Annotated in this window: 16 protein-coding genes; 3 read left to right on the forward strand and 13 right to left on the reverse strand. The window is 73.3% G+C overall.

All coding sequences use genetic code 11. From position 1 onward, the window contains the following. Positions 1–34: 34 nt before the first annotated feature. The 5 genes from nudC to ACIBAF_RS15570 form a co-directional block, all read right to left on the reverse strand. Positions 35–979: an NAD(+) diphosphatase gene (gene nudC / locus ACIBAF_RS15550; RefSeq protein WP_399463727.1), complete on the reverse strand. Its 945-nt coding sequence runs from the start codon at positions 977–979 to the stop codon at positions 35–37. Positions 980–1134: 155 nt separating this feature from the next. After that, positions 1135–2547 carry a dipeptidase gene (locus ACIBAF_RS15555; RefSeq protein WP_399463728.1) on the reverse strand — a complete coding sequence of 471 codons (1413 nt, stop codon included), beginning with the start codon at positions 2545–2547 and terminating at the stop codon, positions 1135–1137. A 10-nt stretch (positions 2548–2557) separates the two neighbouring features. Beyond that, positions 2558–6121: a UvrD-helicase domain-containing protein gene (locus ACIBAF_RS15560; protein WP_399463729.1), complete on the reverse strand. Its 3564-nt coding sequence runs from the start codon at positions 6119–6121 to the stop codon at positions 2558–2560. A gap of 44 nt (positions 6122–6165) precedes the next feature. Then, positions 6166–9486: an ATP-dependent helicase gene (locus tag ACIBAF_RS15565; protein WP_399463730.1), complete on the reverse strand. Its 3321-nt coding sequence runs from the start codon at positions 9484–9486 to the stop codon at positions 6166–6168. A gap of 159 nt (positions 9487–9645) precedes the next feature. Then, positions 9646–10032: an MGMT family protein gene (locus ACIBAF_RS15570; RefSeq protein ID WP_399463731.1), complete on the reverse strand. Its 387-nt coding sequence runs from the start codon at positions 10030–10032 to the stop codon at positions 9646–9648. A 185-nt stretch (positions 10033–10217) separates the two neighbouring features. Between ACIBAF_RS15570 and ACIBAF_RS15575 the strand changes: the two genes are divergently transcribed. The 3 genes from ACIBAF_RS15575 to ACIBAF_RS15585 all read left to right on the forward strand — a co-directional run bounded on the left by ACIBAF_RS15575 (position 10218) and on the right by ACIBAF_RS15585 (position 16267). Further along, on the forward strand, positions 10218–12935 hold the full coding sequence (locus tag ACIBAF_RS15575) for a YbhN family protein (RefSeq protein ID WP_399463732.1): 2718 nt from the start codon (positions 10218–10220) through the stop codon (positions 12933–12935). 74 nt (positions 12936–13009) lie between these two features. Next, entirely contained in the window at positions 13010–14554 is a 1545-nt protein-coding gene (locus ACIBAF_RS15580) for an alpha/beta hydrolase (protein WP_399463733.1), read from the forward strand. Between the two features lie 150 nt (positions 14555–14704). Then, the gene (locus ACIBAF_RS15585) at positions 14705–16267 is read left to right on the forward strand and encodes an alpha/beta hydrolase (protein ID WP_399463734.1); all 1563 of its coding nucleotides are present in this window, start codon (positions 14705–14707) and stop codon (positions 16265–16267) included. 86 nt (positions 16268–16353) lie between these two features. Here the strand turns inward: ACIBAF_RS15585 and moeZ are convergent, their stop codons facing one another. The 8 genes from moeZ to ACIBAF_RS15625 form a co-directional block, all read right to left on the reverse strand. Continuing rightward, the gene (gene moeZ, locus ACIBAF_RS15590) at positions 16354–17532 is read right to left on the reverse strand and encodes an adenylyltransferase/sulfurtransferase MoeZ (RefSeq protein WP_399463735.1); all 1179 of its coding nucleotides are present in this window, start codon (positions 17530–17532) and stop codon (positions 16354–16356) included. 63 nt (positions 17533–17595) lie between these two features. Next, entirely contained in the window at positions 17596–18354 is a 759-nt protein-coding gene (locus ACIBAF_RS15595; RefSeq protein ID WP_399463736.1) for a spherulation-specific family 4 protein, read from the reverse strand. Next, on the reverse strand, positions 18342–19304 hold the full coding sequence (locus ACIBAF_RS15600; RefSeq protein WP_399463737.1) for an NAD-dependent epimerase/dehydratase family protein: 963 nt from the start codon (positions 19302–19304) through the stop codon (positions 18342–18344). The genes ACIBAF_RS15595 and ACIBAF_RS15600 overlap by 13 nt, the downstream gene beginning before the upstream one ends. A gap of 426 nt (positions 19305–19730) precedes the next feature. Further along, complete coding sequence (locus ACIBAF_RS15605; protein WP_399463738.1) at positions 19731–20999, reverse strand: hypothetical protein; 1269 nt, start codon at positions 20997–20999, stop codon at positions 19731–19733. Continuing rightward, positions 20996–22723, reverse strand: a complete 1728-nt coding sequence (locus tag ACIBAF_RS15610) for a DUF3492 domain-containing protein (RefSeq protein ID WP_399463739.1) — start codon at positions 22721–22723, stop codon at positions 20996–20998. Before ACIBAF_RS15610 ends, ACIBAF_RS15605 begins: the two co-directional genes overlap by 4 nt. 354 nt (positions 22724–23077) lie before the next feature. Then, positions 23078–24775: a dipeptide ABC transporter ATP-binding protein gene (locus ACIBAF_RS15615; RefSeq protein WP_399463740.1), complete on the reverse strand. Its 1698-nt coding sequence runs from the start codon at positions 24773–24775 to the stop codon at positions 23078–23080. Next, positions 24772–25788: an ABC transporter permease gene (locus ACIBAF_RS15620; protein WP_399463741.1), complete on the reverse strand. Its 1017-nt coding sequence runs from the start codon at positions 25786–25788 to the stop codon at positions 24772–24774. Before ACIBAF_RS15620 ends, ACIBAF_RS15615 begins: the two co-directional genes overlap by 4 nt. Further along, a complete protein-coding gene (locus ACIBAF_RS15625; protein WP_399463742.1) occupies positions 25785–26804 on the reverse strand; it encodes an ABC transporter permease in 1020 nt (339 codons plus the stop codon). The genes ACIBAF_RS15620 and ACIBAF_RS15625 overlap by 4 nt, the downstream gene beginning before the upstream one ends. Position 26805 lies beyond the last annotated feature (1 nt).

Here is a 26805-nt window from a genome sequence, read left to right on the forward strand (position 1 = left end):
TCCCGGTCCGGGACGGCCACCCTTTGTGTCGTTCTCAGATGAAACTGCGGGTCGGCAGCGGCTTGCCGTACCAGAGCTCGATCAGACGAGCCGCGATGGAGATGCCGTACGGGGGCAGCACCTCGCCGGACTCGAAGGCGGCGCCGAGCTCGTCGCGGGAGAACCAGCGGGCCTCGTGGATCTCGTCGCCGTCGACGTTGATGTCGATGGAGGTGGCGCGAGCCATGAAGCCCAGCATGAGACTGGACGGGAAGGGCCAGGGCTGGCTGGCGATGTACTCGACCTGGCCGACGGTGATGCCGGCCTCCTCGAACACCTCACGACGCACGGACTGCTCGATGGACTCGCCGGGCTCCACGAAGCCGGCGAGGGTGGAGAAGCGGCCCTCGGGCCAGTGGACCTGGCGGCCGAGGAGGATGCGGTCCTCCTCGTCGGTGACGGCCATGATCACCGCGGGGTCGGTGCGCGGGTAGTGCTCGGCGCCGCAGGCGGGGCAGCGGCGGATGTGGCCGGCGGCGGCGATCACGGTGCGCTCGCCGCAGCGGGAGCAGAAGCGGTGGGTGCGCTGCCAGTTCTCCAGGCCGACCGCGTGCACCATCAGGCCCGCCTCCCGCGGCGACAGCAGCAGGCCGGCCTCGCGCAGCCCGGCCGGGCGCGCGGACTGGTCGATACGGCCGGGCAGGGCGTCCTTCTGGAGGGCGAAGTAGCTGACGCCGTCCTCGTCGGTTCCCAGGAAGTAGCGGTGCGCCTCGGTGAGGGGCGCCTCGAACGACGGGGTCATGAGGAGTTCGGTGCGGCCGTCGGGCGTCTCGTCGATGAGGACCTGGCCGCCCGAGACGACGAAGCACCGCGTGGTGGGGTGGCTCCACGCAGCGGCGAGCCAGGCCTCGTCGAGCCGGTGGTGTGCGGCCCGGTCGATGCCGCTGGGCGCGGTGAGCGAAATGGGTCGATCGGCGTTCTGGTCGGTCCAGGTGGTCACGGGTACTTCCAACTCCCCCGGTGGAACGGTTGTTTCGGCGGGCGGTTCAGCGGGACGTACGGCAGGGAACGACCGGTTGCGGTGGGGTGTCGCGGTGCGGGCCGGTCTGTCCAGTGTGCCCCGCGCGCGTGTCCCCTCCGGACCGAGCGAGGGCGTCAGGGCGCATGACGCCAGTTCTCGGCGAGGTCGCCCCACAGGTACGCGGTGGTCTCGACGCCTTTGAGGAGGAGGTCCAGCTCGACCTTCTCGTTCGGCGCGTGCCAGCCGTCCGAGGGCACGGAGACGCCCAGGAAGAGCACCGGGGCGCCGAGGACTTCCTGCAGGTCGGCGGCGGGTCCGGAGCCGCCCTCGCGGGTGAAGCGGACGGGTCCTTCGAAGGCGCGGCCCATGGCGCGGACAACGGACTTCAGGGCCGGGTGGTCCAGCGGGGTCAGGCACGGGCGCGTGGCCGGGCTGAACGCGATCTCGTGCCGGATCCCGGCGGGCACCTGCTCCTCGGCCCAGGCGCGGACGGCCTTCTCGATGTGGTCGGGGTCCTGACCGGCTACCAGCCGGAACGACAGCTTCACGAACGCCGACGACGGGATGATCGTCTTGCTGCCGGGGCCCTGGTAGCCGCCGCCGATGCCGTTGACCTCGGCGGTGGGGCGGGCCCAGATGCGCTCCAGGGTGGTGTGTCCGGCCTCGCCGTGGGTGGCGTGCGACCTGGCGGCGCGCAGCCAGTCGTCCTCGTCGAAGGGCAGCTCGGCGAAGAGCTCGCGCTCGCGGTCGGTGAGCTCGACGATGCCGTCGTAGAAGCCGGGGACGGCCACGCGCGCGTGTGCGTCGTGCAGAGCGGCCACGAGGCGGGCCGCCGCGGTGGCCGGGTTGGGCACGGCGCCGCCGAAGGAGCCCGAGTGGATGTCCTGGTCGGGGCCGAAGAGGCGGATCTCGCACTCGGCGAGGCCGCGCATGCCGGTGCACACCGTGGGGGTGTCCTCGGACCACATGCCGGTGTCGGAGACGATCACGGCGTCCGCGGCGAGCCGCCCCGCCCGCTCCTCGACCAGCGCGCGGAAGTTCGGCGAGCTGGACTCCTCCTCGCCCTCGATCAGCAGCTTGAGGTGGACGGCCGGGGCGCTCCGCCCGGTGGCGGCGAGGTGGGCGCGCACGCCCAGGGTGTGGAAGAAGACCTGGCCCTTGTCGTCAGCCGCTCCGCGCGCGTGGAGGCGGTTTTCGCGGACGACGGGCTCGAAGGGGTCGGTGTCCCAGCCGTCCTCGCGGGCTGCGGGCTGCACGTCATGGTGGCCGTAGACCAGGACGGTGGGGGCCTGCGGATCGCCGGAGGGCCACTCGGCATAGACGGCCGGGGCGCCCGGCGTCTGCCAGACCTCGACGGTCGGGAAGCCGGTCTCCTTGAGTTTGGCGGCGAGCCAGTCCGCGCTGCGCCGCACGTCGGGCACATGGTCGGGCTGCGCGGACACCGACGGGATGCGCAGCCACTCGACGAGGTCGTCGAGGAAGGCGGCGCGGTGCTGCTCGATGTACGTCCGCACGGCGCTGACGGCACTGTCAACGGGATGGCTCATGGTCACGAGCCTATCGGCCCGCACCGACATCCTCGCCGGGCCCTTGCCCAGGGTTTACCTGCCCGGCCGGTCCCTCAAGGTTGCCGTCGGCGCCCTCTTCCCCGGTCAACAGGCGCTCCAGCGCGGCACGATCGGGCAGACCCTCCGGTCGTACGACGTCGCCTGTGCGCACGTACAGGAACGCCGCTGTGACGGATTCCACGGGCACCCCCTGCTGCTCGGCCCAGGCGAGCCGGTAGAGGGCGAGCTGGAGAGGGTCGGCGGTGCGGGCTCGGTGCGTCTTCCAGTCGACGATGTCGTACGTCGCCGCGTCGCCGTCGCCCTCCTTGTAGACGGCGTCGATACGGCCTCGCACGACGCGGCCGGCGAGGGCGAGCTGGAAGGGGGCCTCGACGCGGTAGGGCGTGCGGTGGGCGTACTCGGTGCGTTCGAAGGCTTCCTTGAGGGCTTCCAGGTCCTGTTCGTCGGCGATCTCGGCGTCGCCGCCGGGCAGCTCGTCCGGTTCCAGCAGGGGGAGCGTCAATGCCTCGAAGCGGGCCTCCACCCATGCGTGGAACCGGGTGCCCCGACGCGCGGCCGGTTGCGGGGGGCGCGGCATGGGGCGCGCGAGTTCCTGCGCGAGACCGTCCGGGTCGGCGGCCAGGCGCAGCACCTGCGAGGCGGTCAGGGCCGTCGGCAGGGGGACGTCCGTGACGCTCTGGCGGGCGCGCAGGAGCTCGCCGGCGAGCGCGTCGAGGTCGCGGTCCCAGGAGGCGACGGTGCGGGCCTCCTCGGGGGTGAGGGGGGTCCGGCGCGGGTGAGCGGGGTGGGCGCGCGCGGTGGGGGGTTCCGGGGCTGTGGCCTGGTGTGGGACGGCGGGGCGGTCGCCGGTCCACTCGTCCCAGTCGCCGGGGTCGTCCTCGAACGGGTCGGCCTCGTCGTAGGGCGGCTCGCCGTGGGGCGGCTCGTCGTGGGGCGTCGCGTCGTCGTGGGCGAGGGCGTCCTCGTCCGGTGGTGTGGGCCAGTCCGGGTCGTCGTAGGCGTCGGGGTCGTGGGTGGCGGCGGTGGGGCCGTGACCGGGCGAGCTGAGGTCCTGCAGGTGGGCGAGGACGGTCTCGGCGGCGGCGCGGCGGCGGGCCAGGGCAGCGTCGTCCAGGGGGAGCGGCCAGACCTGGTCGGCGCTCGCGCGGTGCAGGGTGGGGTTTTCCTCGTCCTCCTCCGGCTCGCCCGCCCAGGCCTCGATCTCGCCGTGGCCGGCCGCGCAGTGGTCGTGGAGGGCCTGGAGGAAGTCGGAGGGGCCGCGGGGCTTCTTCTGGGTGGGACCCCACCAGTGGCCGGAGCCGAGCAGCAGGGAGCGGGGGCGGGTGAAGGTGACGTAGCCGAGGCGGAGTTCCTCGGTGTGCTGGTGGTCCTTCATGGCCTCGTGGAAGGCCTTCATGCCCCGCGCGTCCCAGGAGTCGAGGTCGGGGAGCGTGTCGGCGTCGCCGCGCAGCTCGTGCGGCAGCACCTTGGCCTGCGCGGTCCACTTCTCCCGGCCCTGACCGCTGGGGAAGGTGCCGCTGACCAGGCCGGGTACGGCGACGACGTCCCACTCCAGACCCTTGGACTTGTGCGCGGTGAGCACCTTGACGGTGTTCTCGCCGCCGGGGAGCGCGTTGTCGAGGCCCTTCTCGTACTGGGCGGCGGTGCGCAGGAAGCCGAGGAAGGCGAGCAGGCTCGCCTCGTTCTCGCCGGCAGCGAAAGAGGCGGCGATGTCGAGGAAGTTGGACAGGGTCTCACGGCGGCGGGCGGCCAGGGCGTGCGGGGACGCCGACAGTTCGACCTCGAGGCCGGTGACGGCGAGAACGCGGTGCAGGACGTCCATCAGAGGGTCGGCCAGGGAGCGGCGCAGGTCGCGCAGTTCGGTGGCGAGCCGTGCGAACCGCACGCGCGCGTCCGGCGAGAAGGGCAGTCCGTCGTCCTCCCCCGCTCCGTCGGCGCCGTACAAGGGCGACTCCAGGAACGTGTCGAGGGCGTCCGCGAGCGATATCACCTCGGACGGATCGACGCCTTCGACGGCCTCGGCGAGGCGGCGGTCCGGGTCGTCGTCGCCGGCCCCGCGCGCGTGGCCGACGAGCAGCCGCGCACGTCGGCCCAGGAGGGCGAGGTCGCGGGGGCCGATGCGCCAGCGCGGGCCGGTGAGCAGCCGCACCAGGGAGGCGTTGGCACCAGGATCCTGCAGGACTTCGCAGACGGCGACGAGGTCGGCGACCTCGGGCAGGTGCAGCAGCCCGGACAGGCCCACAACCTCGACGGGGATGTCCCGGGCCACCAGAGCGCCCTGGATCTGCGCGAAGTCGGTGGCCGTGCGGCACAGGACGGCGATCTCACCGGGCGCCGTGCCGGTGCGCACGAGATGGGCGACGGAGTCGGCGATCCAGTCCATCTCCTCGGCGTGGGTGGCCAGGAGGGCGCAGCGGACCACGCCGTCGCGTTCGGCGCCCGGGGCCGGGCGCAGCGCCTCCACGCCCGCGTGCAGGGCGCGCAGCGGCTCGGCCATGCCGTTGGCGAGGTCCAGGAGGCGGCCGCCGCTGCGGCGGTTCTCGCTGAGCGACTGGCGCCGCGCCCTGCTTCCGTCGGTGTGCGCGAAGTGCTCGGGGAAGTCGTCGAGGTTGGCCACGGAAGCGCCGCGCCAGCCGTAGATGGCCTGGCAGGGGTCGCCGACGGCCGTCACGGGGTGGCCGGTGCCGCCGCCGAACAGGCCGGCCAGGAGGATGCGCTGGGCAACGGAGGTGTCCTGGTATTCGTCGAGGAGGACGACGCGGAACTCGTCGCGCAGGATCGGGCCCACCTCGGGGACCTGGCCGAGCCGGGCCGCCATGGCGATCTGGTCGCCGAAGTCGAGCAGGTCGCGCTCGCGCTTGGCAGCCCGGTAGCGCAGCACCAGGTCGGCCAGTTCGCGCCGCGCGGCGGCCGTCTCGGGCACCTTGCGCAGGTCGGCGTTGGTGAGCTTGGCGCCCTCCAGGGTGCGCAGCAGCCCGGCGTCCCACGCGCGCAGGTCCTCGGGCCGGACGAGGTGTTCGGCGAGTTCGGCGTCGAGCGCGAGGAGGTCGCTGATCAGGTCGGCGAAGGAGCGGGTGAGCGAGGGGTAGGGGCCGGGGGCTTCGCGCAGCACGCGCGCGGCGAGCTGGTAGCGGGTGGCGTCGGCGAGCAGGCGGGAGGTGGGCTCCAGGCCGATGCGCAGGCCGTGGTCGGTCAGGAGGCGGCCCGCGAAGGCGTGATAGGTGGAGATCACCGGCTCGCCGGGCGGGTTGTCGGGGTCGATGACGTCGGGGTCGGTGACGCCTGCCTTGAGCAGTGCCTTGCGGACGCGTTCGGCGAGTTCTCCGGCGGCCTTGTTGGTGAAGGTCAGGCCGAGGACCTGTTCGGGGGCGACCTGGCCGGTGCCGACCAGCCACACCACGCGGGCGGCCATCACCGTCGTCTTGCCCGATCCGGCGCCGGCCACGATCACCTGCGGGGCGGGCGGCGCGGTGATGCAGGCCGTCTGCTCCGGGGTGAAGGGGATCCCGAGGAGCTCCTTGAGCTGCTCGGGATCGTTGATACGGGCGGGCATGGGGAGAGGCTAACGGCGGGCACTGACAGTCGAGGACCCGGCGGTCACTCCACGACGTGCCGTCCCTCGGGCCGGGCGCTGCACGAGGCGCGGAACGCGCAGTGGGTGCACTGCTGGCCGGCGGTCGGTGTGAACCGCTCGTCGAGGACCTTCCCGGCCGCCGTGGCGAGCAGGTCGCCGACCCACTCCCCCGCCGCGCCCTCAAGGGCCTCCTGCGCCTGCACCTTGGGCAGGCTCTCGCCCCCGTCGCGCTTGGCGGCGCCCTGGCGCAGCTGGACGAGTTCGGCGCCGCCCGGTGCGGGCCGTGCGCCGTCGAAGGCCTCGTCGACGGCGCCCTCGCGGACGGCGAGCTGGTAGACGGCGAGCTGCGGGTGGCGCTCCACCTCGCGCGCGGTCGGCGTCTGTTTGCCGGTCTTGAAGTCGACGACGTAGGCGCGGCCCTCGCCGTCCGCCTCGACGCGGTCCATCTGGCCGCGGATGCGCACCTCGTAGTCGCCCGCTTCGAGGGTGACGTCGAAGTCGTGCTCGCTGGCGACCGGTGTGCGGCCCGTGCGGTCCATCACATGCCACTTCAGGAAGCGTTCGAGTGCCACGCGCGCGTGTGCCTTCTCCTGCGTGGACTTCCACGGGGCGTCGAAGGCGAGGGCGTTCCACACGGAGTCGAGGCGCTCCATGAGGACGTCGAGGTCGGCCGGGGTGTGCCCGGAGGCGACCTCGTCGGCGAGGACGTGCACCACGTTGCCGAAGCCCTGGGCGGCCGTGGCCGGCGCGTCGGCCTTCACCTCGCGGCCCAGGAACCACTGCAGGGCGCAGGTGTTGGCGAGCTGGTCGAGGGCGCTGCCGGAGAGCACGACGGGCTGGTTGCGGTCGCGCAGCGGAACCTTGCTCTCGGTCGGTTCGAACATGCCCCACCAGCGGTAGGGGTGGGCGGACGGCACCAGGGGCCTGCCGTCCTCGTCGGCGAGCGCAGCCAGCCGGGCCAGGCGGCGGGCGGCGGCCTCCCTGAGGGGGGTGGAGACGCGCGGGTCGACCGTGGTGGCGCGCAGTTCGGCGACCAGCGCGGCGACCGACAGGGGGCGGCGCGGGCGGCCCGTGACGTCCTTGGGTTCGACGCCGAGTTCGGTCAGGAAGCGTGAGGGCTGGTCGCCGTCGTCGGCGGGCGCCTTGACGGCGGTGACGACGAGTCGCTCCCGCGCACGCGTGGCGGCGACGTAGAACAGGCGGCGTTCCTCGGCGAGCAGCGCGCCCGGGGTGAGCGGCTCGGCGAGTCCGTCGCGGCCGATGCGGTCGGCCTCCAGGAGGGAGCCGCGGCGCCGCAGGTCCGGCCACAGGCCCTCCTGGACGCCGGCCACGACGACCAGGCTCCACTCCAGACCCTTGGCACGGTGGGCGGTCATCAGGCGTACGGCGTCGGGGCGCACGGCACGCCGGGTGAGGGTGTCGGCGGCGATGTCCTCGGCCTCGATCTCGGCCAGGAAGTTCAGGGCGCCCCGGCCGCCGGTGCGCTCCTCCGCGCGCGCGGCGGTGGCGAACAGTGCGCACACGGCGTCCAGGTCCCGGTCGGCGTTGCGGCCGGCCGCGCCGCCGCGCCGGGCCGCCCGTTCCAGGCGCGCAGGCCAGGGTGTGCCGTCCCAGAGGTCCCACAGCGCCTCCTCGGCCGTGCCGCCGCGCGCGAGGCGCTCACGGGCCGTCGCCAGCAGCGCGCCCAGGCGCTGGGCGCCGCGCGCGTACGTCGGGTCGTGGGCGACGAGCCGCTCCGGCTCGGCCAGGGCGCGGGCGAGCAGTTCGTCGGAGGGCGGCGGCAACGGGTTGCCCGCGGCACGCTCCTCCTCGCGCAGGGCGCGTCCGAGACGGCGCAGGTCGGCGGCGTCCATGCCGGCGAGGGGTGAGGCGAGGAGCGTGAGGGCGGTTTCGGTGTCCAGCGGGCAGGGAGCGTCGGCCCGGGCGGCGTCGGTGTCCTCCTGCGGCCGTACGGACGCCTCCGCGACCGCGCGCAGGGCCGTCAGCAGGGGGGCCACCGCCGGTTCGTGGCGCAGAGGGAGGTCGTCGCCGTCGATGTCGAGGGGGACGCCCGCGGCGGTGAGGGCGCGGCGGACCGTCGGGATCGTGCGGGAGCCCGCGCGCACCAGGACGGCCATCTCGCCCCAGGGCACGCCGTCCTCCAGATGCGCGCGGCGCAGGATGTCGGCGACGTTGTCCAGCTCGGTGCCGGGCGTCGGGTACGTGTAGACCTCGACGCGGCCTCCGTCACGGGCGGCGGACAGTTCGCGGTGGGCGCGGACCTTCTCGGCGGGCAGGCGGGTCAGGGGCATCCGCTGGGTCAGCAGCCGGGTGGCGGTCAGGAGGGCCGCGCCGGAGCGGCGGGAGGTGCGCAGGACCTCGACAGGCGCCGGACGGCCGTCGAGGCGGGGGAAGACCTGTGGGAAGTCCAGGATGCCGTTCACGTCGGCGCCCCGGAAGGTGTAGATCGACTGGTCGGGGTCGCCGAAGGCGACCAGGGTGCGGCCGCCGCCGGCCAGGGCGTGCAGGAGGCGCACCTGGGCCGGGTCGGTGTCCTGGTACTCGTCGACGAACACGGCGTCGTACTGGGCGGCGAGCCGCTCGGCGCCCTCGGGCCGGTGGGCGAGGAGGACCGCGCGGTGCACGAGTTCCGCGTAGTCGATCACGCCGTGCAGGTCGAGCACGTCGAGGTACTCGGCGAGGAAGGCGGCCGCGGCACGCCAGTCGGGGCGGCCGATGCGGTGGGCGAAGGCGTCCAGGGCCGCGGGGTCGAGGCCCAGTTCGCGGCTGCGGGCGAGCACCGCGCGGACCTCGTCGGCGAAGCCGCGGGTGGTGAGGCAGGCGCGCAGTTCGTCCGGCCAGCGCACGTGCGCGAGGCCGAGCCGTTGCAGGTCGAGCTGGCCGGCGAGCAGCTCACGGACGGTCACGTCCTGCTCGGGGCCGGACAGCAGCCGCAGGGGTTCCACGAACAGGTCCGTGTCCTGGTGGGCCCGCACCAGCGCGTAGCAGTAGGAGTGGAAGGTGGTCGCCTGGGGCGCGCGGGCGGCGCCCATCCGAAGTGCCATCCGGTCCCGCAGCTCGACGGCCGCCTTGCGGCTGAACGTGAGGACGAGCACGCGCGCGGGATCTGCGCCGCGAGCGATCCGGGCCGCCACGGACTCGACGAGCGTGGTCGTCTTTCCGGTGCCCGGACCTGCGAGAACGAGCAGCGGACCGGACCCGTGGTCAACCGCGGAGCGCTGTGCGGCGTCCAGACGAGGGGGACCCACCCGGGTCGGCGGGGTATGCACCAGTCGGTAAGCGCCACGGTTCCCCTGTCGCCCCTGGGGGTGCGACAGGCGCCTGGTGGAGGAAGAGGAGCTCACGTGGTTCGCCGGTCCTGGTGGGTGTGCTGGTTGGCCGGGGGCCGCCTTCGCCGCCCCGCGCCCCTCGAACGTACGTCATGCCACCGACGTGCCCGGTTTCGCCGGTTTCCCCCGTACGGGCCCAGGGCTCCCCTCAGGCGCCCGCGATGGCGGAAGCTGTCAGGTGTGACCTTCCGCGCGTTCGCCGCCGTCCCACCGCGCCCGCCTCATGTCGAGGCGCGGCACATGGCCCTCGGCGGCCCTGCTCGCCTGCTTCAGGGGCGTGCCCTCGGCGCGGTAGCGGTCGAGCGCCCGCAGTTCGTGCCCCGGCAGCAGCACCCCGTCCGCGCGCACGACACGCCACCACGGGACGGCGCCCCCGTACAGGGCCATCACGCGCCCGACCTGTCGGGGGCCGCCCTCCTCGAGCCATTCGGCGACGTCCCCGTACGTCATGACCCGCCCGGGCGGGATCAGCTCCGTGACCTCGAGGACCCGCTCGGCGTACTCCGGCAGCGCGTCCGTGTACTCCGGGCGGGCGTCGTCCGGAAGGCTCTGCTCGCTCATCCGCCCCATCCTGCCCCACCCCACCGACAATGCGACGAGCCCTCCACCCTGGGTGACCCTCGCCCCCGCGGGGCGCTTCGGGCAGACTGTGCGCCCCGCATTTGCACCCTGATGCCCCCGTGTGTCGGTGGGGCATGCCACCATCGTGCGAGCGGTGACCGGTGATACGAGATCAAGAAGAGACGATGAAGCAGCAGGGTGTGCAGCCTGAGGGCGCGGAGGACGCCTCCGAGGCCGCGTCGCGCCCTGGCATCGCCAAACAACCGCAAGCCCGAGAAGCACGGGACGAACAGACACCGGAAGAGGTGCACATCGACGAGGTCGAGGGCGACGAACCGCTGCTCCCCGCGCGCGTGCACCGCCCTTCCGACCTGATGCGGCTGCTGGTCGGCGTGCTCGCCGTCATCCTGCTCCTGGCCATCGCCGCGTTCGCACACGGAACGACCTCGGGGCTCGAACAGGACATCAACAAGGGCACCGGGCAGGCGCCCGATCTCCTCATCAAGATCGCCGGGCTGGCGTCCAGCATCGCGATCCTGCTGGTGCCGGTCGCGTTCGCGATCGAGCGGCTGATCAAACGGGACGGGCTGCGCATCGCCGACGGTGTGCTCGCAGCGGTCCTCGCCCACGGTGTGACCCTCGCCACCGACCTGTGGGTCGCCAAGGCCGCACCGGACTCGATCCAGGAGGCGCTCACCCAGCCCTCCCCCGGCGACATCCACGCCCTCACCGACCCGGTGCACGGCTACCTCGCGCCCGTCATCGCGTACATGACTGCCGTCGGCATGTCCCGTCGGCCGCGCTGGCGCTCGGTGCTGTGGATCGTGCTGCTCCTCGACGCCTTCTCGATGCTCGTCACCGGCTACACGACACCGTTCTCGATCATCCTCACGGTGCTGATCGGCTGGACGGTGGCGTACGGGACGCTGTACGCGGTCGGCTCGCCGAACGTGCGTCCCACCGGCCGGACGCTGATGGCGGGCCTGCGGCACGTCGGCTTCCGCCCGGTGAGCGCGGCCCGCGAGGAAGGCCCGGACGCGGCGGAGGGCGACCGCGGCCGACGCTATTTCGTCACCCTGGAGGACGGTCCGCCGCTGGACGTCACGGTCGTCGACCGGGAACAGCAGGCCCAGGGGTTCTTCTACCGGGCGTGGCGCAATCTGACCCTGCGCGGCTTCGCCACCCGCAGCAGCCTGCAGTCGCTGCGCCAGGCGCTGGAGCAGGAGGCGCTGCTCGCCTACGCGGCCATCGCGGCCGGCGCCAACGCGCCGAAGCTGATCGCGACCTCCGAGCTCGGCCCCGACGCGGTGATACTCGTCTACGAGCACACCGGCGGCCGCACCCTCGACTCACTGGCGGACGAGGAGATCACCGACGACCTGCTGCGCAACACCTGGCGCCAAGTGCAGTCCTTGCAGTCGCGACGCATCGCGCACCGCCGGCTCGCGGGTGACGCGATACTGGTGGATCGTTCCGGCACGGTGATCCTCACCGATCTGCGCGGCGGCGAGATCGCGGCCGGCGATCTGCTGCTGCGGATGGACGTCGCCCAGTTGGTGACGACGCTCGGTCTGCGGGTGGGCGCCGAACGGGCGGTGGCCTCCGCGGTGGGCGTGCTCGGACCGGACGCGGTCGCGGACTGTCTGCCGATGCTCCAGCCCATCGCACTGACCCGCTCCACGCGCGCGACGCTGCGTCGACTGGCACGCGAGCGCGCACAGCGCGAACGCGAGGCGGTCCTGGAGGCCTCCCAGCAGGCCAAGCAGGCCCGCCTGGAGGCGACCGGCGCCACCACCGAGACCGCCGTACCGGAGAAGGCCGGCAAGAAGGCCGTCCGCGCGGAGGCGCGGGCCGAGAAGCGGGCCCTCGACGAGGCGCTGGAGGGGGCACGCGAGGAGGATCTGCTGACGCAGATCCGGCACCAGGTGCTGCTGATCCGGCCCCAGGCGCCGGTGGAGCCGGCCCGCCTGGAACGGGTGCGGCCACGCACCCTGATGAGCTTCATCGCCGGAGCCATCGGCGCGTACTTCCTGCTGACACAGCTCACCCACATCGAGTTCGGCCCGCTCGTCGCCAACGCCGAGTGGGGCTGGGTCGCCGCGGCCGTGTTCTTCTCGGCGCTGAGCTACGTCGCCGCGGCGATGAGCCTGCTGGGGTTCGTGCCGGAGCGGGTGCCGTTCCCGCGGACCGTGGCCGCGCAGGTCGCCGGGTCCTTCGTGAAGATCGTGGCCCCGGCCGCGGTCGGCGGGGTCGCCCTCAACACACGCTTCCTGCAGCGCGCCGGGGTGCGGCCCGGGCTCGCGGTGGCCAGCGTCGGCGCCTCGCAGTTGTTCGGGCTCGGCTGCCACATCCTGATGCTGCTGTCGTTCGGCTACCTCACCGGCACCGAGAAGACACCGTCGCTGTCGCCGTCCCGCACGGTCATCGCGGGTCTGCTCACGGTGGCGGTGCTCGTGCTCGTGGTGACGTCGGTGCCGTTCCTGCGGAAGTTCGTCGCCACGCGCGTGAGGTCGCTGTTCGCGGGTGTCGTGCCGCGCATGCTGGACGTGCTCCAGCGGCCGCAGAAGCTGGTCACCGGCATCGGCGGCATGCTCCTGCTCACCGCTTGCTTCGTGATGTGCCTGGACGCGTCGATCCGCGCGTTCGGCGACGAGTCGACCTCGCTCAGCATCGCCAGCGTCGCCGTCGTCTTCCTCGCCGGCAACGCACTCGGCTCCGCCGCCCCGACGCCGGGCGGAGTCGGGGCCGTCGAGGCGACCCTGACGGTCGGTCTGATCGCGGTGGGACTGCCCAAGGAGGTAGCCGCTCCCGCGGTGCTGCTGTTCCGCCTGCTGACGCTGTGGCTGCCCGTGCTGCCGGGCTGGCTGGCCTTCAACCATCTGAGCCGCAAGGGCGCCCTGTAGCAGGGCGTGGGCGCCCGTACCTCGTACGGCCCGCGCCCCGCGCGCGTGCCCGCGGGCGACCGCAGGATGGGATCATGCCGAACCCCTCCCGCCTGCGCGCCGCCGCCGTGACCGCCACCGCCCTTCTACTGACCTCCCTGGTGGCGGGCTGCGGCGACGACGCGCAGGACGAGGACCTGACGGCGCAGAAGCTGAACTGGAAGGACTGCCCGGCCCCCTCCCCGGCCGAGGGCGGCGGCACCGCCCCGTCCCCGCTGCCGGACGGCGACCAGTGGCAGTGCGCCACGATGAAGGCGCCCCTGGACTGGACCGACCCCAAGGGCGACACGATCGGCATCGCGCTGATCCGGGCCCGGGCGAGCGGCGACGCGAGCAGCCGGATCGGCTCGCTGGTCTTCAACTTCGGCGGCCCCGGCGGCTCGGGCGTCTCCACCCTGCCCGCGTTCGGCGACGCATACGCGGCCCTGCGCACCCGCTACGACCTGGTGAGCTTCGACCCGCGCGGGGTCGGCCGCAGCGCCGGCGTGCGATGCGAGAACGACCAGCAGCTCGACGCGTACTTCCAGCAGGACGCCACGCCCGACGACGCGGCCGAGCGCAGCGCGCTGCTGGACAACACCAAGGACTTCAACGCGGCCTGCGAGAAGCACTCCGAGAAGATGCTGCCGCACGTGCGGACGACGGACGCGGCCCGGGACATGGACCTGATGCGCCAGGTCCTCGGCGACGCGAAGATGCACTACTTCGGCATCTCCTACGGCACCGAACTGGGCGGCGTGTACGCCCACTTGTTCCCGAAGAACGTGGGGCGCGCCGTCTTCGACGCGGTCGTCGACCCGACGCAGACGTCCGAGCAGGGCTCGCTCGGGCAGGCCAGAGGGTTCCAGCTCGCGCTCGACAACTTCGCCGAGGACTGCACGTCCAAGACGACGGACTGCCCCGTCGGGGACACCGCGCAGGACGTGAAGGACCGGATCGCCGGGTTCCTGCAGGATTTGGACGGCAAGCCGATCCCGGGCATCTTCCCGCGCGAACTGACCCAGAGCGCCGCGACCAACGGCATCGCGCAGGCCTTGTACTCCAAGGACTTCTGGGAGTACCTCACCGAGGGCCTGGAGCAGGCCTACGCCGGGGACGGCAGGATTCTGCTGCTGCTGTCCGACCTGATGAACGGCCGCAGCGAGAACGGCGAGTACAGCAACATCGCGGCCGCCAACGTCTCCATCAACTGCGCCGACGACAAGCCGCGTTACTCCACCGCCTACGTGGAGGAGAAGCTGCCGGAGTTCCGGGCCGCCTCCAGCCTGTTCGGCGACTTCCTGGCCTGGGGGATGGTCGGTTGCACCGACTGGGCCGTGCCGGGCGCGGCCGACCATCCGGACGTGAGCGCGCCCGGCTCGGCGCCGATCCTCGTCGTGGGCAACACCGGCGACCCCGCGACCCCGTACGAGGGGGCGCGGAAGATGGTGGACGCGCTGGGCAAGGGCGTCGGGGTCGAGCTGACGTACAAGGGGCAGGGGCATGGCGCGTACGACAGCAAGAACAAGTGCGTGCAGGCGGCGGTGAACGGCTATCTGCTGAACGGCAAGATGCCGGCCGCAGGAACCGTCTGCTCCTGACCCCCGGACCCCGACCCTTCACATTTTCCCGGAAAACCAGCAGGTCACAAGGTTATCCACAGGCTCAGACCGTCGGGCTTGGCTCCGCCTAATATGGCCTGACAGCCGTCCGCCGCCGAGTGCGGGCGGCCTGCGAGGGGGGACATGCACATGGCGCGATTCGTACGGTGGACGGCGCTGGGGGCCGCCGCCGCGCTGCTGGTGGCGGGCTGCAGCAGCGGCACGTCGGACGGCGACGACGGTAAGGACGGCTCGGCCGGCGCGCGGCCCTCGGCCGACTCTTCCGGGGCGACGGCCACGACGGCTGCCCTGCCCGCCGCCCTGACCGGGCAGAAGCTCGACTGGGGGCGCTGCAAGGCCACCAAGGACTCCGCAGCACCGGGCAGCGACTGGCAGTGCGCGACACTGAAGGCGCCGCTGGACTGGTCGAAGCCGGACGGCAACACCATCGGCCTCGCCCTGGTGCGCACCAAGTCCCGCGCCGACGGAAGCGATCGGACCGGCTCGCTGCTGTTCAACTTCGGCGGCCCCGGCGGCTCGGGCGTCTCGACGCTCCCCTCGTACGGCTCCGCGTTCTCCTCCCTGCGCGAGCAGTACGACCTGGTGAGCTGGGACCCGCGCGGGGTCGGCGCCAGCGAGGGCGTCCGCTGCCGCAGCGACAAGGACATTCAGGCCGCCGAGTCCCTCGACTCCACCCCGGACACCCCGGCCGAGGAACAGGCCTACTTCCAGGACGCCACCGACTTCGGCAAGGGCTGCGAGAAGGCCGCGGGCGCGCTGATGGCCCATGTGTCGACGACCGACACCGCCCGCGACATGGACCTGATGCGCCAGGTCCTCGGCGACGCGAAGATGCACTACTTCGGCATCTCCTACGGCACCGAACTGGGCGGCGTGTACGCCCACTTGTTCCCGAAGAACGTGGGACGGCTGATCCTCGACGCGGTCGTCGACCCGAGCGCCGATGCGGTGGGCCACGCGCAGAACCAGGCACGTGGCTTCCAGCGGGCGCTGGACGACTACCTCAAGTCGACGGGCCAGGACCCCGAGAAGGGCAGCAAGAAGATCGCTGACCTGCTGGACGGGATCGACGCCAAGCCGCTGCCCACGTCGGACGGGCGGAAGCTGACGCAGACGCTGGCGGTCACCGGCATCGTCCTGCCGCTGTACAGCAAGTCGAGCTGGCCGAGCCTGACCAGCGCCCTGAAGGCGGCCGAGTCGGGGGACGGCTCCGAGCTGCTGACGCTCGCCGACGGCTACAACGAGCGGGACACCTCGGGGCACTACGGCACGACGACCCACTCGCAACGGGTCATATCGTGCTTGGACGACAAGCAGCGGCCGACCGCCGAGGAGACGAAGAAGCTGCTGCCGGAGTTCGAGAAGATCTCGCCCGTGTTCGGGGACTTCCTCGGCTGGGACACGGCCGGCTGGTGCCACGACTGGCCGGTGGCCGGTCAGTACGACACCCCGGAGGTGAGCGCGGCCGGTGCGGCGCCGATCCTGCTGGTCGGCAACACCGGGGACCCGGCGACGCCGTACGAGGGCGCGCGGAAGATGGCGGACGAGCTGGGCAAGGGCGTCGGGGTGCTGCTCACCTGGAAGGGCGAGGGGCACGGTGCCTACGGGAGCGGGAGCAGCTGCGTCGACTCGGCGGTGAACGCGTACCTGTTGAAGGGGACGGCGCCGAAGGACGGCACGGTCTGCTCATGACGACGGCGGGGGCTTCGCGCACTCGTGGTGCGCGAAGCCCCCGCCGATCCGACCGGGAAGACCGGTGGGCAGAGCCTGGGGTCGGGTCAGTAGATCGGCTTGCTCGGCTCGATCTGGTTGACCCAGCCGATCACGCCGCCGCCGACGTGCACGGCGTCCGCGAAGCCCGCGGACTTCAGCACCGCGAGGACCTCCGCGCTGCGCACACCCGTCTTGCAGTGCAGGACGATCTTCTTGTCCTGCGGCAGGCCCTCCAGGGCGGTGCCCAGGAGGAACTCGTTCTTCGGGATCAGCCTGGCGCCCGGGATGGAGACGATCTCGTACTCGTTCGGCTCGCGGACGTCGATGATCTCGATGTTCTCGCCGTCGTCGATCCACTCCTTGAGCTGCTTGGGAGTGATCGTCGAGCCGGCGGCGGCCGCCTGGGCCTCTTCGGAGACGACGCCGCAGAAGGCCTCGTAGTCGATGAGCTCGGTGACGGTCGGGTTCTCGCCGCAGACCGCGCAGTCGGGGTCCTTGCGGACCTTGACCTGGCGGTACTGCATCTCCAGGGCGTCGTAGATCATCAGACGGCCGACCAGCGGCTCACCGGTGCCGGTGAGGACCTTGATCGCCTCGGTGACCTGGATGGAGCCGATGGACGCGCACAGCACGCCCAGCACGCCGCCCTCGGCGCAGGAGGGGACCATGCCCGGCGGCGGGGGCTCCGGGTAGAGGCAGCGGTAGCAGGGGCCGTGCTCGGACCAGAACACGGAGGCCTGGCCGTCGAAGCGGTAGATCGAGCCCCACACGTACGGCTTGTTCAGCAGCACGCACGCGTCGTTGACCAGGTAGCGGGTCGCGAAGTTGTCCGTGCCGTCGACGATCAGGTCGTACTGGCTGAAGATGTCCATCACGTTCTCGGCCTCAAGCCGCTCTTCGTGAAGGATCACGTTCACGTACGGGTTGATGCCGAGGACGGAGTCGCGGGCGGACTCGGCCTTGGAGCGGCCGATGTCTGCCTGGCTGTGGATGATCTGGCGCTGCAGGTTCGACTCGTCGACCTCGTCGAACTCCACGATGCCGAGCGTGCCCACGCCCGCCGCAGCCAGGTACATCAGCGCCGGCGAGCCCAGGCCGCCGGCGCCCACACAGAGCACCTTGGCGTTCTTCAGCCGCTTCTGCCCGTCCATCCCCACATCCGGGATGATCAGGTGGCGGGAGTACCGTCGAACCTCGTCTACGGTGAGCTCAGAGGCGGGCTCGACCAGGGGTGGCAGCGACACGGGGACTCCGTTGGTCGGTCGATCACTACAGTTGTTCTCCCCGTAACACTGCCATGGCCTTCTTCATTCCGAGACACCTGTTCCGATCCGCGAGACGAGTTCGTCCCAGTAGCCGGGCATGGTCTCCCAGGGGTCGGTCAGGCCGCCGCGGTCGGCGCCGTCGGTGAACCAGATCGTCGCGGCGCCCTGCCAGCGGGCGATGCGGAGCGCCTCGTCGAGGTGGCCGCGCGGCACGCCGTGCACGAAGTGGCAGAAGCGCTCGGGCGGGTGGTCCGAGGTCCACTCGGCCACCTGCGACCAGCGGTAATCGCTCCAGGGGCCGGAGAAGGTGACCAACTGGTCGGCGTGCTCGGCGTATCCCGGGTACGGGTGGGTGCCGTGGCCGAGGACGATGTGGGACGCGTCACGCAGGGCGCGGAGCGTGCCGACCGTGCGGCGCAGTTCGGGGAGGGCGGTGCGCTCGGCGGGGCAGCGGTCCAGGAGGAAGCCGTCGACCTGGTACCAGTCCAGGTACCGCTGCGCGTCGGAGACGACCTCGGCGAAGGCGCGGGCCCCGTAGCAGGTGTCGATGTTGCCGAGGACACGGATGCCCGCGTTGCGCAGCCGGCCCGCGGACTCCAGGCAGCGCGGGTCGGGGCGGACGCCGGGGCCGTCGGCGACGTCGAGGACGACCCAGTGCAGCGGCCTGCCGGGGCGGGCGAGTTCGCCCCACTCGGCCGGCGCGAGGAGGGGGTGCGCGATACCGGGCACGCCGAGGCCGGTGCGGACGTCGGTGGTCCCGGCGCTCGCGGTGCCCGCCGGGGTTCCCGTCAGATACGACATGCCGCCTCCATCCAGATGTCGGCGAGGGACTCCTCGAGGTTGATCCGGGGCCGCCAGCCGAGCCGGTCGCGGGCGGTGCGCACATCAGCCTGTTGCCAACTGCCGCACCCGTCCGGGTACGGGAACGCCACAGGGCCCGCATGGTCGGACTCGGGACGGGGATGGCCGATGGCGGGCCTGAGGTGGCCGCCGGACGCGCCGTCCAGTTCGTGGAGGGCGCCGGCGTACCCGGCCACGCGGGCCAGGATCGACGCGGCGTCGCGCAGCCGGACGGCGCGGCCCGAGCCGATGTTGATGACGCCCTGCGCGGCGGAGAGGGAGGCGGCGTGCACGGCGCGGGCCACGTCGCGGACGTCGATGAAGTCGCGTTGCACACCGAGCCCGCCGAGCTTGAGCTCGCCGTCGCCGGACTGCATGGCGCGGCGCATCGCCTCGGCGAGCCGACCCAGTGGGGAGCCGGCGGGCGTGCCCGGCCCGGCGGGCGAGAAGACCCGGAGCACCACGGCGTCCAGGCCGGAGCCGAGGACGAGTTCGGTGGCGGCGAGTTTGCTGACGCCGTACGGGCCGCCGGGGCGGGGCACGGCGTCCTCGGCCGTGGAGGAGCCGGGCTGGCTCGGGCCGTACTCGGCGCCGCAGCCGATCTGCACCAGCCGGGCGCCGCAGCCGCTGCGGCGCAGGGCCTCGCAGACGGTGGCGACGGCGATGGTGTTGTGCCGGGTGAGTTCGCGGGCGCCGCCGCGGGTGGTGCCCGCGCAGTTGACGACGACCTGGGGGTGGACCGCGTCGAGGAAGCGGGTGAGCGCGCCGGGGCTGCCGGACGCGAGGTCGAAACGGACGTCGGCGTCGTCGCCGCGGCCGAGCGCGGTGAGCTGGACGGCCGGGTCGGCGAGCAGACGGTCGGCGACGAAACGGCCGAGGTAGCCGTTGGCTCCGATCAGCAGAACCCTCATCGTGCGGCTCCCGGGGTGTGCGCGGCGGCTGTCGCCTGGGCTGCGTGGGCTCCGGTCGCCCGGTGTGCTCCTGCTGCTCCTGTGACCGCGGGGGCTCCTGCGACCGCGGGTGCCCCGGTGGCTCCGGTCCCTCCGGATCGGGAGGTGGTCATCTGGTCTCTCCTTCAAGGGTGTTGCGCTGGGTTGCGGCTGGGTGGAGGAGCGCGTGCGTCGTGCGGTCGGGGCACGGTGGGGGATGCGCTGCGCGCGGTGGCGGAGGCGCCGACGGCCGGCGCCTGGCGGGGGCGGGCGGCCACGGACGGGCGGAGGTCGAAGAGCGGTGCCGTGAAGTCCCCGGGCCCGCCTGCGGACCCCACGGCCCCTCCCCCGGACTCGGCGGGACGGTCTCCGGGATCGCCGGGTGGGGGAGGCGGAGGTGGGTTCGGGTCAGCACGGCTGGTCCGTCCGGGCGTGGGCCGAGGCTCTGGTCAGCGTGCGGGTGGCGTGGATGAGGAGGGTCAGGGCGGCGGCCGCGCAGATGAGGGAGGGCACACCGGCCGGTCCCCAGGCGGTCACGAGGCTCTCCACGGGCGCGGCCAGGAAGCCGCAACCGGGCAGACGGCCGGCGAACACCATGGCCGGGGCGAGCGCCTCGGCCGCGCCGGCGGCGCCGAGGACGACCGCCGGGGCGTGGGCGAAGCCGTGCACGGTGAGGAGACGGGCCAGGAAGAGGAGCGCGCCCAGGGCGAGGGTGTGACCGTGGTCGGCGGGCTCGCCCAGGGCCGCGACACAGACGGCGTGCAGGGCGGCGAGCGCACACAGGAACAGGGCGAGGGCGCCGAGCAGCAACGGCTGCACGGAGGCGGCGAACTCCTCCAGGCCACGACTGGCGTCCAGACGCCGGCGCGCACGGACGGCGAGGAAGTGGGCGCTCCAGGCGGCGGGCGCGCAGGCCAGGGCGAGGGTCAGCAGCGGGGCGGCGGCGAGGGGCCAGGGGCCGTCGGCCGTTCCGTCGGGCAGGCCGTCGGGTCCGCCGCCGACAGCGGCGCGCAGGAGGCCGTCGCCGAGGGCCGCGTAGCCGAGGAGCCAGCAGGTCCAGGCGTCCGTCCGGTGCCGGCCGGGGTGGGCGCCGCTGTGCGGGCTCAGCGGGCCCCGGCGCAGTGCGGCGTGCAGGGCGAGGGTCACGGCGAGGATGCCCGCGGCGGCGACGAGGAGACACGTCCGCCCCTGGGTGAGGCGTACGCCGGTCACGGTCGCGGCGCACAGGGCGCCTGGGAGGAGGGTGAACAGCGCCCAGTCCAGGCGGGGTCGCGGGATCGCGGTCGGCGGGGTGGGCGGGGGTGCATCGCCGTCGCGCGGGACGCGGGCGTACATCTCCTCCGCGAGGGAGAAGACGTCCCGGTGCCGGAAGCGGGCGGCGGTGCGGTCGGTGACCCCGTGGGCCTCCAGGCCCGCGGCGATCTCCAGCGGGTCGACGGCCCGTTCGCACAGCTCACGGTGCCGGTGCATCAATGCCTTCACCGGGTCCACGACGCCACGGCGGGGGGCGGCAGGCTTACGGCCGTCGGCGACCGTGTCGGCGTCCGCGACCGTGTCGGCGTCCGCGACCGTGTCGGCGTCGGCGCGCGCGCCGGCACGCGTATCGGTACGCGCGCCGGTAAGCGCCTCGGCGCCTTCCGTCGGCCCCGGTCGGTCCAGTTCGTCGAGCCCGCTCATCGTGCTCCCTCCGTCGCCGCGACCGGCGAACTGCCGCGTACCGGCGGCCCCTCCGCCCAGCCCGGGGTGTGCCCGGCGGTGACACGCGGGCCCAGGTCGGTCCACAGGCCCGACAGCCTGGCCTCGGGCGGAACGGCGAACGGCCGGGGTTCGCCGTCGTGGCCGAGGACGAGCCGACGGAACGGGGCCCGGGAGACGAGCTCCAGGTAGATGCCGTGGAACGCCGCGACGTTCTGCTCGACCGTGAACAGTTCGAGGGCGCGGGCGCGGGCGGCGGCCCCCAGGCGCGCACGGCGCTCGGGGTCGCGCAGCAACGCCCCGCACGCCTCCGCGAGCGCCCGTGGATTGCGCGGCGGGACGACCAGTCCCGTGCCGCCGATGACCTCGACCACCGCGCCGACGTCGGTCGACACGGTCGCCCGGCCGCAGAACATCGCCTCGACCAGGCCGACCGGGAACCCCTCGACGACACTGGACAGGACGACGACCGCACCGGCCGCGTACGCCTCGGCCACGGTGGGTGCCTCCGGGCCGCCGATCTCCTCGAAGGAGACCGGGTTGTCGCCGACGGCGTGCGGTCCCTCCGCCTCGTCGGGGAAGAGCTGTGCGGCCAGCATCCGGCAGTGGCCGAGGTAGGCCCGGCCCTCCGTGCCGGCCGGCGCGCCGATGATCCGCAGGCGGGTGCGCGGCTCCTCCCTGCGGATCTCCGCGAAGGCGTGCAGCAGCGACACCAGGTCCTTCGCCGGCTCGACCCGGCCGACCCAGACCAGGGTGTGCGGGTCGGCGGTGTCCGGAGCCTCGCCCACCTCGGCGAAGCGGGACGCCGCCATGCCCGGGTAGACGGTGCGCAGTTTGGCGCGGTCCGCGCCGCACCGCTCCTGCCAGCGCCGGGCGTGCGTGTTGCCCGGCGTGACGCACGCCGCCTGCCGGTAGACCTCGGCCGCGAGCCGGCCGTGGAAGGCGGCGAGCAGGGCACGGACGGCGGGGGCCTCGCCGGAGCTCAGATAGTGCGTCCGCAGCCTTACCCCGTACTCGGTCACCAGCAGCGGCACGTCGAAGAAGTGCCGGGCGAGCAGCCCGGGCAGGGCCGCCGGGCCGCCGGACGTGGCATGGCACAGGTCGACCGCGCCGAGGCCCTCTCCCCCGTCGCCCGTCTCGTCGTCGTACCAGTCGAGCGAGAGGGGGCGCAGGGCGCGCTCGAGATGTGCGGCGACGGCGAGCAGGTCGGGGACGCGCGCCTCACGCGCCGTGCGCAGCGCGCCGGGCGCGCGGCAGGCACGTTCCAGGGCGCGCACGGCGCCCTCCGAGCGGAGCGCTCCCACCAGTCCGCCCTCGTCCCGGGTGAGTTCGGCGAGGCCGTACAGCGCGTTGGCGAAACGGTCCGCCTGAAGGGCCGGACCGGCCCCCGAGGAGTGGGCCGAGTCCGGCGAGTCGCCCTCGCACAGGGCGGTCACCAGTTCGCCGTAGAACTCGGCGAAGCGGCGGCGCGCGCGCCGGCCGTATGCGACCCCGTCCTCCTCGGCCGTCCACAGCGGCGCCGTGCGCACCCGGCTGACCTGCGGCGGAAGCTCGACCCAGCCGGCGTCCTCCTGGTGTTCGGCGCGGCTGAGCGCGTAGACGTCGAAGTCGTGTTGTCCGAGCCCGCGCACGAGCCGGTCGCACCAGACCCCGGCGTCACCGCTCACATACGGATAGCCACCCTCCGTAAGCAGTCCGATGCGCACGCGCGCCCCCGATCTCCCGTTTGGGGAGCCGCCGTTGACCCGGCGGCTCGCAGCGGGACGAACGTATGCGGACAAGGCGGTGGGGGGGGGGGGGGGGGGGGGGGGGGGGGCGCCGCCGGGGGGGGGGGGGGGGGTGTAGGGGCGGGGGGGGGGGGGGGGGGGGGCGGGGGGCCCCGCTGCGCGGGGGGGGGGCCCGGCGGTGGCCCGGGGGCCTCCGGGGGTCACCGGGGGCGCGGGGGCGGGGGGGGGCGGGGGGGGGGCGCCCCCCCCCCCCCACCAAAAGGGGTGAACGGTCGTAACTTTCCCGTGCGGGTCGCGTTCGGTCGCGCTAAGAGATCATTCGACCGCGAAACGTTACGCCACGGCCAACTCCCGCCGCTCGGCACGCCGCCGGGCCGCGACCGCCGGGTCGAGCGCCGGCACGGCGGCCAGGAGCTGCTTGGTGTACGGGTCGCGCGGCGACTCGTACACCTCGTCGGCGGGGCCCTCCTCGACGACGCGGCCGTGCCGCATCACCGCGACGCGGTCGCTGACCTGGCGCACCACGGCCAGGTCATGGGCGACGAAGACCAGCGCGAGGCCGAGTTCGCGCTGCAGTTCGCCGAGCAGGGCGACGACCTGGGCCTGGGTGGTCACGTCGAGCGCGGAGACCGGCTCGTCGCAGACGATGACGTGCGGGTCGGCCGCGAGCGCCCGCGCGATGCCGACGCGCTGGCGCTGACCGCCGCTGAACTCGTGCGGGTAGCGGTCGTAGTGCGCCGCTTCGAGTCCCACGCGCTCCAGCAGCTCCGTCACCCGCCCCCTGATGCGCGCATCGTCCCGCTCACCCCGCGCGCGGAGCGGGTCGGCGATGGACTCGCCCACGCTGCGGCGGGGGTTGAGGGAGGAGACGGGGTCCTGGAAGACCATCTGCACGGTCGGGTGCACGCCCGCCGACACCCGTCCCTCGTGGCGGACCTCGCCCTCGGTCGGCTCCAGCAGCCCGACCAGCATCCGGCCCAGCGTCGTCTTGCCGCTGCCGCTCTCCCCGACGACGCCGAGGGTCTCGCCCCGGCGGACCGTCAGCGACACGCCGTCCACGGCCGCGAACGCCCGCTTCCCGCGCCCGAACTCGCGCCGCAGCCCGCTCGCTTCGAGAACCACCTCCGCACGGACCGCCTTCCCGGCGACCGCCTCGACACCGGCCGTCTTCCCAGCGACCGTCTTCCCAGCGACCGCGTCCGTGCCGACCGTCTTCTCGGCAGCCGCCTCCTCGGGGATCCCGGACGCCTCTCGCCTCGCGTCCACCCGCGGTACCGCGCCCAGCAGTTCCCGTGTGTACGCCTGCGCGGGCGCCGCCAGGACGGCGCCCGCCGGGCCGTGCTCGACGAGCCGCCCGTGCCGCATGACCAGCACCTCGTCGACGCTCTCCGCCGCGACGCCCACGTCGTGCGTGACCAGCAGCAGCCCCATGCCGGTCTCCTCGCGCAGGGTGTGCAGCAGGTCGAGGATCTGGGCCTGGACGGTCACGTCCAGCGCGGTCGTCGGCTCGTCGGCGATCAGCAGGTCGGGCTCGCAGGCCAGCGCCATCGCGATGAGGGCGCGCTGGCGCATCCCGCCGCTGAACTCGTGCGGGCGCGACCGGGACCGTCGTACCGCGTCCGGGATTCCGACCCGCTCCAGGACCTGCACCGCACGCGCGCGTGCCGCACGGCGCGACCCGCGCGCGTGCACGCGGTACACCTCGGCGATCTGGTCGCCGATCGCGTAGTACGGGTCGAGGGAGGACAGCGGGTCCTGGAAGACCATCGCCGCCCTGCCGCCGCGCAGCCGCCGCAACTCCTCCTCGGAGGCGGCCTGTACGTCGGTCCCGGCGACTCGTACCGAGCCGCCCACGGCGGCCCCCGTCCCCCGGTGCAGCCCCAGCAGGGCCGAGGCCACCGTGGACTTGCCGGAGCCGGACTCGCCGACCAGAGCGAGCGCCGCACCCTCCTCCAGGCGGAAGGAGAGGCCGTCGACGGCCCGTAGCGACCCGAACCCGACCGTCAGGTCGGTGACTTCCACCAGGCTCATGCGAGCACCACCCGTCGGTCGGCCACCGCGTACAGGACGTCCGCGACGGCGTTGGCGAGCACCACGAAGAAACCGATGACCAGGACCATCCCGACGACGACCGGCAGGTCGACGACGTTGACCGCGTGCACCAGTTCCTGTCCGATGCCGGGGAGCCCGAAGAGGGTCTCGGTGAGCACCGCGCCGCCGACCGCGGAGCCGAAGTTGTTCGCGTTCAGCGCGATGACCGGCGCGAACGCCCCGCGCAGCGCGTGCCGTCCGATGATCGACCGCTCGCCGACGCCATACGCGCGGAAGGTGCGGATGTGGTCCTCGGCGAGGGTCTCCAGCATCGACGCCCGGGTCAGCCTGGCGAACGAGGCGGCCTCGATCAGGGCGAGCGAGAGCCATGGCAGGAGCAGGTTCCACGCCCACTGCTCGGGGTCGTCGGTGAGGTTCACGTACTGCGGGAACGGCAGCCACTGCAACTGTCCGCAGACGACGATCATCAGCACGAGGCCGATCACGAAGACGGGCGTGGCGACGCCCGCGAGCGTGACGCCGGTCAGCACACGCTCGGTGAGCCGGCCGCGCCGCCAGGCCGAGAGCACGCCGGTGCCGACGCCCAGGATCAGCCACACCGCCATCGCGCCGGAGACGAGCGACAGGCTCACCGGCAGCTTGGTCAGGATCAGCCGGGTGACCTGCTGGTCGCTCTGGTACGACAGCCCCAGGCAGGGCGCCGAGCAGTGCTCGACGGAGGTGCCCGTGGAGTAGTCCTGGCCGGCGACGAGGCCCTCCAGGAAGTGCCAGTAGCGCACGTACAGGGGGTCGTCGAGGCGCAGTTGCTCGGCGACCTGGTGCACCTGCTGCGGCGAACAGCGCGGGCCGCAGGTGATCTGGGCGACGTTGCCCGGCGTGACGTAGAAGACGACGTAGACGATCACCGAGATGGCGAACAGGGTGAGGATCGTGCCGACCGCCCGGCGCAGCACGAAGCCGCCGAGGCCGCTGAGGCCACCGAGGCCGCTCATGCCGCGCCTCCCTGTGCGACGTCCGCCTTGTGCTCGCGCCTGCGCCCGGTGCCCACCCGCAGCCGGGACGCCGCGCGCGGGTCGAGCGCGGTGCGCACGCCGTCGCCGAGGACGGTCAGCGCGAGGACGGTCGTGAAGAGCAGGCCGGCGGGCAGCAACAGGTACTGCGGGGCCGCCTGGTACCAGACGTCGGCGGCGGTGAGCATCTGTCCCCAGGACGGCGTGGGCGGCTTCACGCCGACGCCGAGGAAGGACAGGGCGGCCTCGACGGTGATGTTCTGCGGCACGAGCAGGGCCGCGTAGGTGATGACGGGGGCGGCGAGGCCGGGCAGCAGTTCGCGGCGGGCGATGCGCCAGTCGCCCCAGCCGCTGAGCCGCGCCGCCGACACGTAGTCGAGCTCCTTGAGGGTGAGCGTCTGGGCGCGTACGACCTTGGCGATGTTGCCCCAGGAGAGCAGGCCGATGACCAGGGTGACCAGGACGGGCCTGGGGAAGCTCGCCGGGACGATCGCGAGGAGCGCCAACGACATGATCATCAGAGGCAGGGCGACGAAGATGTCGGTGATCCGGCTCAGCAGTTGATCGACCCATCGGTTGCCGAGCGCGGAGGCGATGCCCATGGTGACGCCGATGACGACCTGGACGACGGTCGCGGCCAGGGCGACGCCCAGCGAGACCCGGGCGCCGTAGGCGAGGCGGGCGAACAGGTCGCGGCCGGTCTGCGGTTCGACGCCCAGCCAGTGGTCGCCGTCGATGCCGCCGAGCGGGCCGACCGGCACGCCCCCGCGCGCGGAGTCGATGAGAGAGGGGTGGTAGGTGGTCGGGTCCTGGCCCTCGACGGCGGTGAGCAGCGGCGCGGCGAGCGCGACCAGGACGAGCAGCGCGACGACGACGGCCGCGGCGAGGGCGGCGCGCTGCGCACGCAGCCGCCGCCAGAACTGACGGGACCCCGAGGCCCCCGGGACGGACACGGGGTCCGTGCCGGGGGCTTCGGCGACGAGGAGGGTCTCGCTCACG

This window comes from Streptomyces sp. NPDC051677 (assembly GCF_044453465.1).
Classification (GTDB): domain Bacteria; phylum Actinomycetota; class Actinomycetes; order Streptomycetales; family Streptomycetaceae; genus Streptomyces.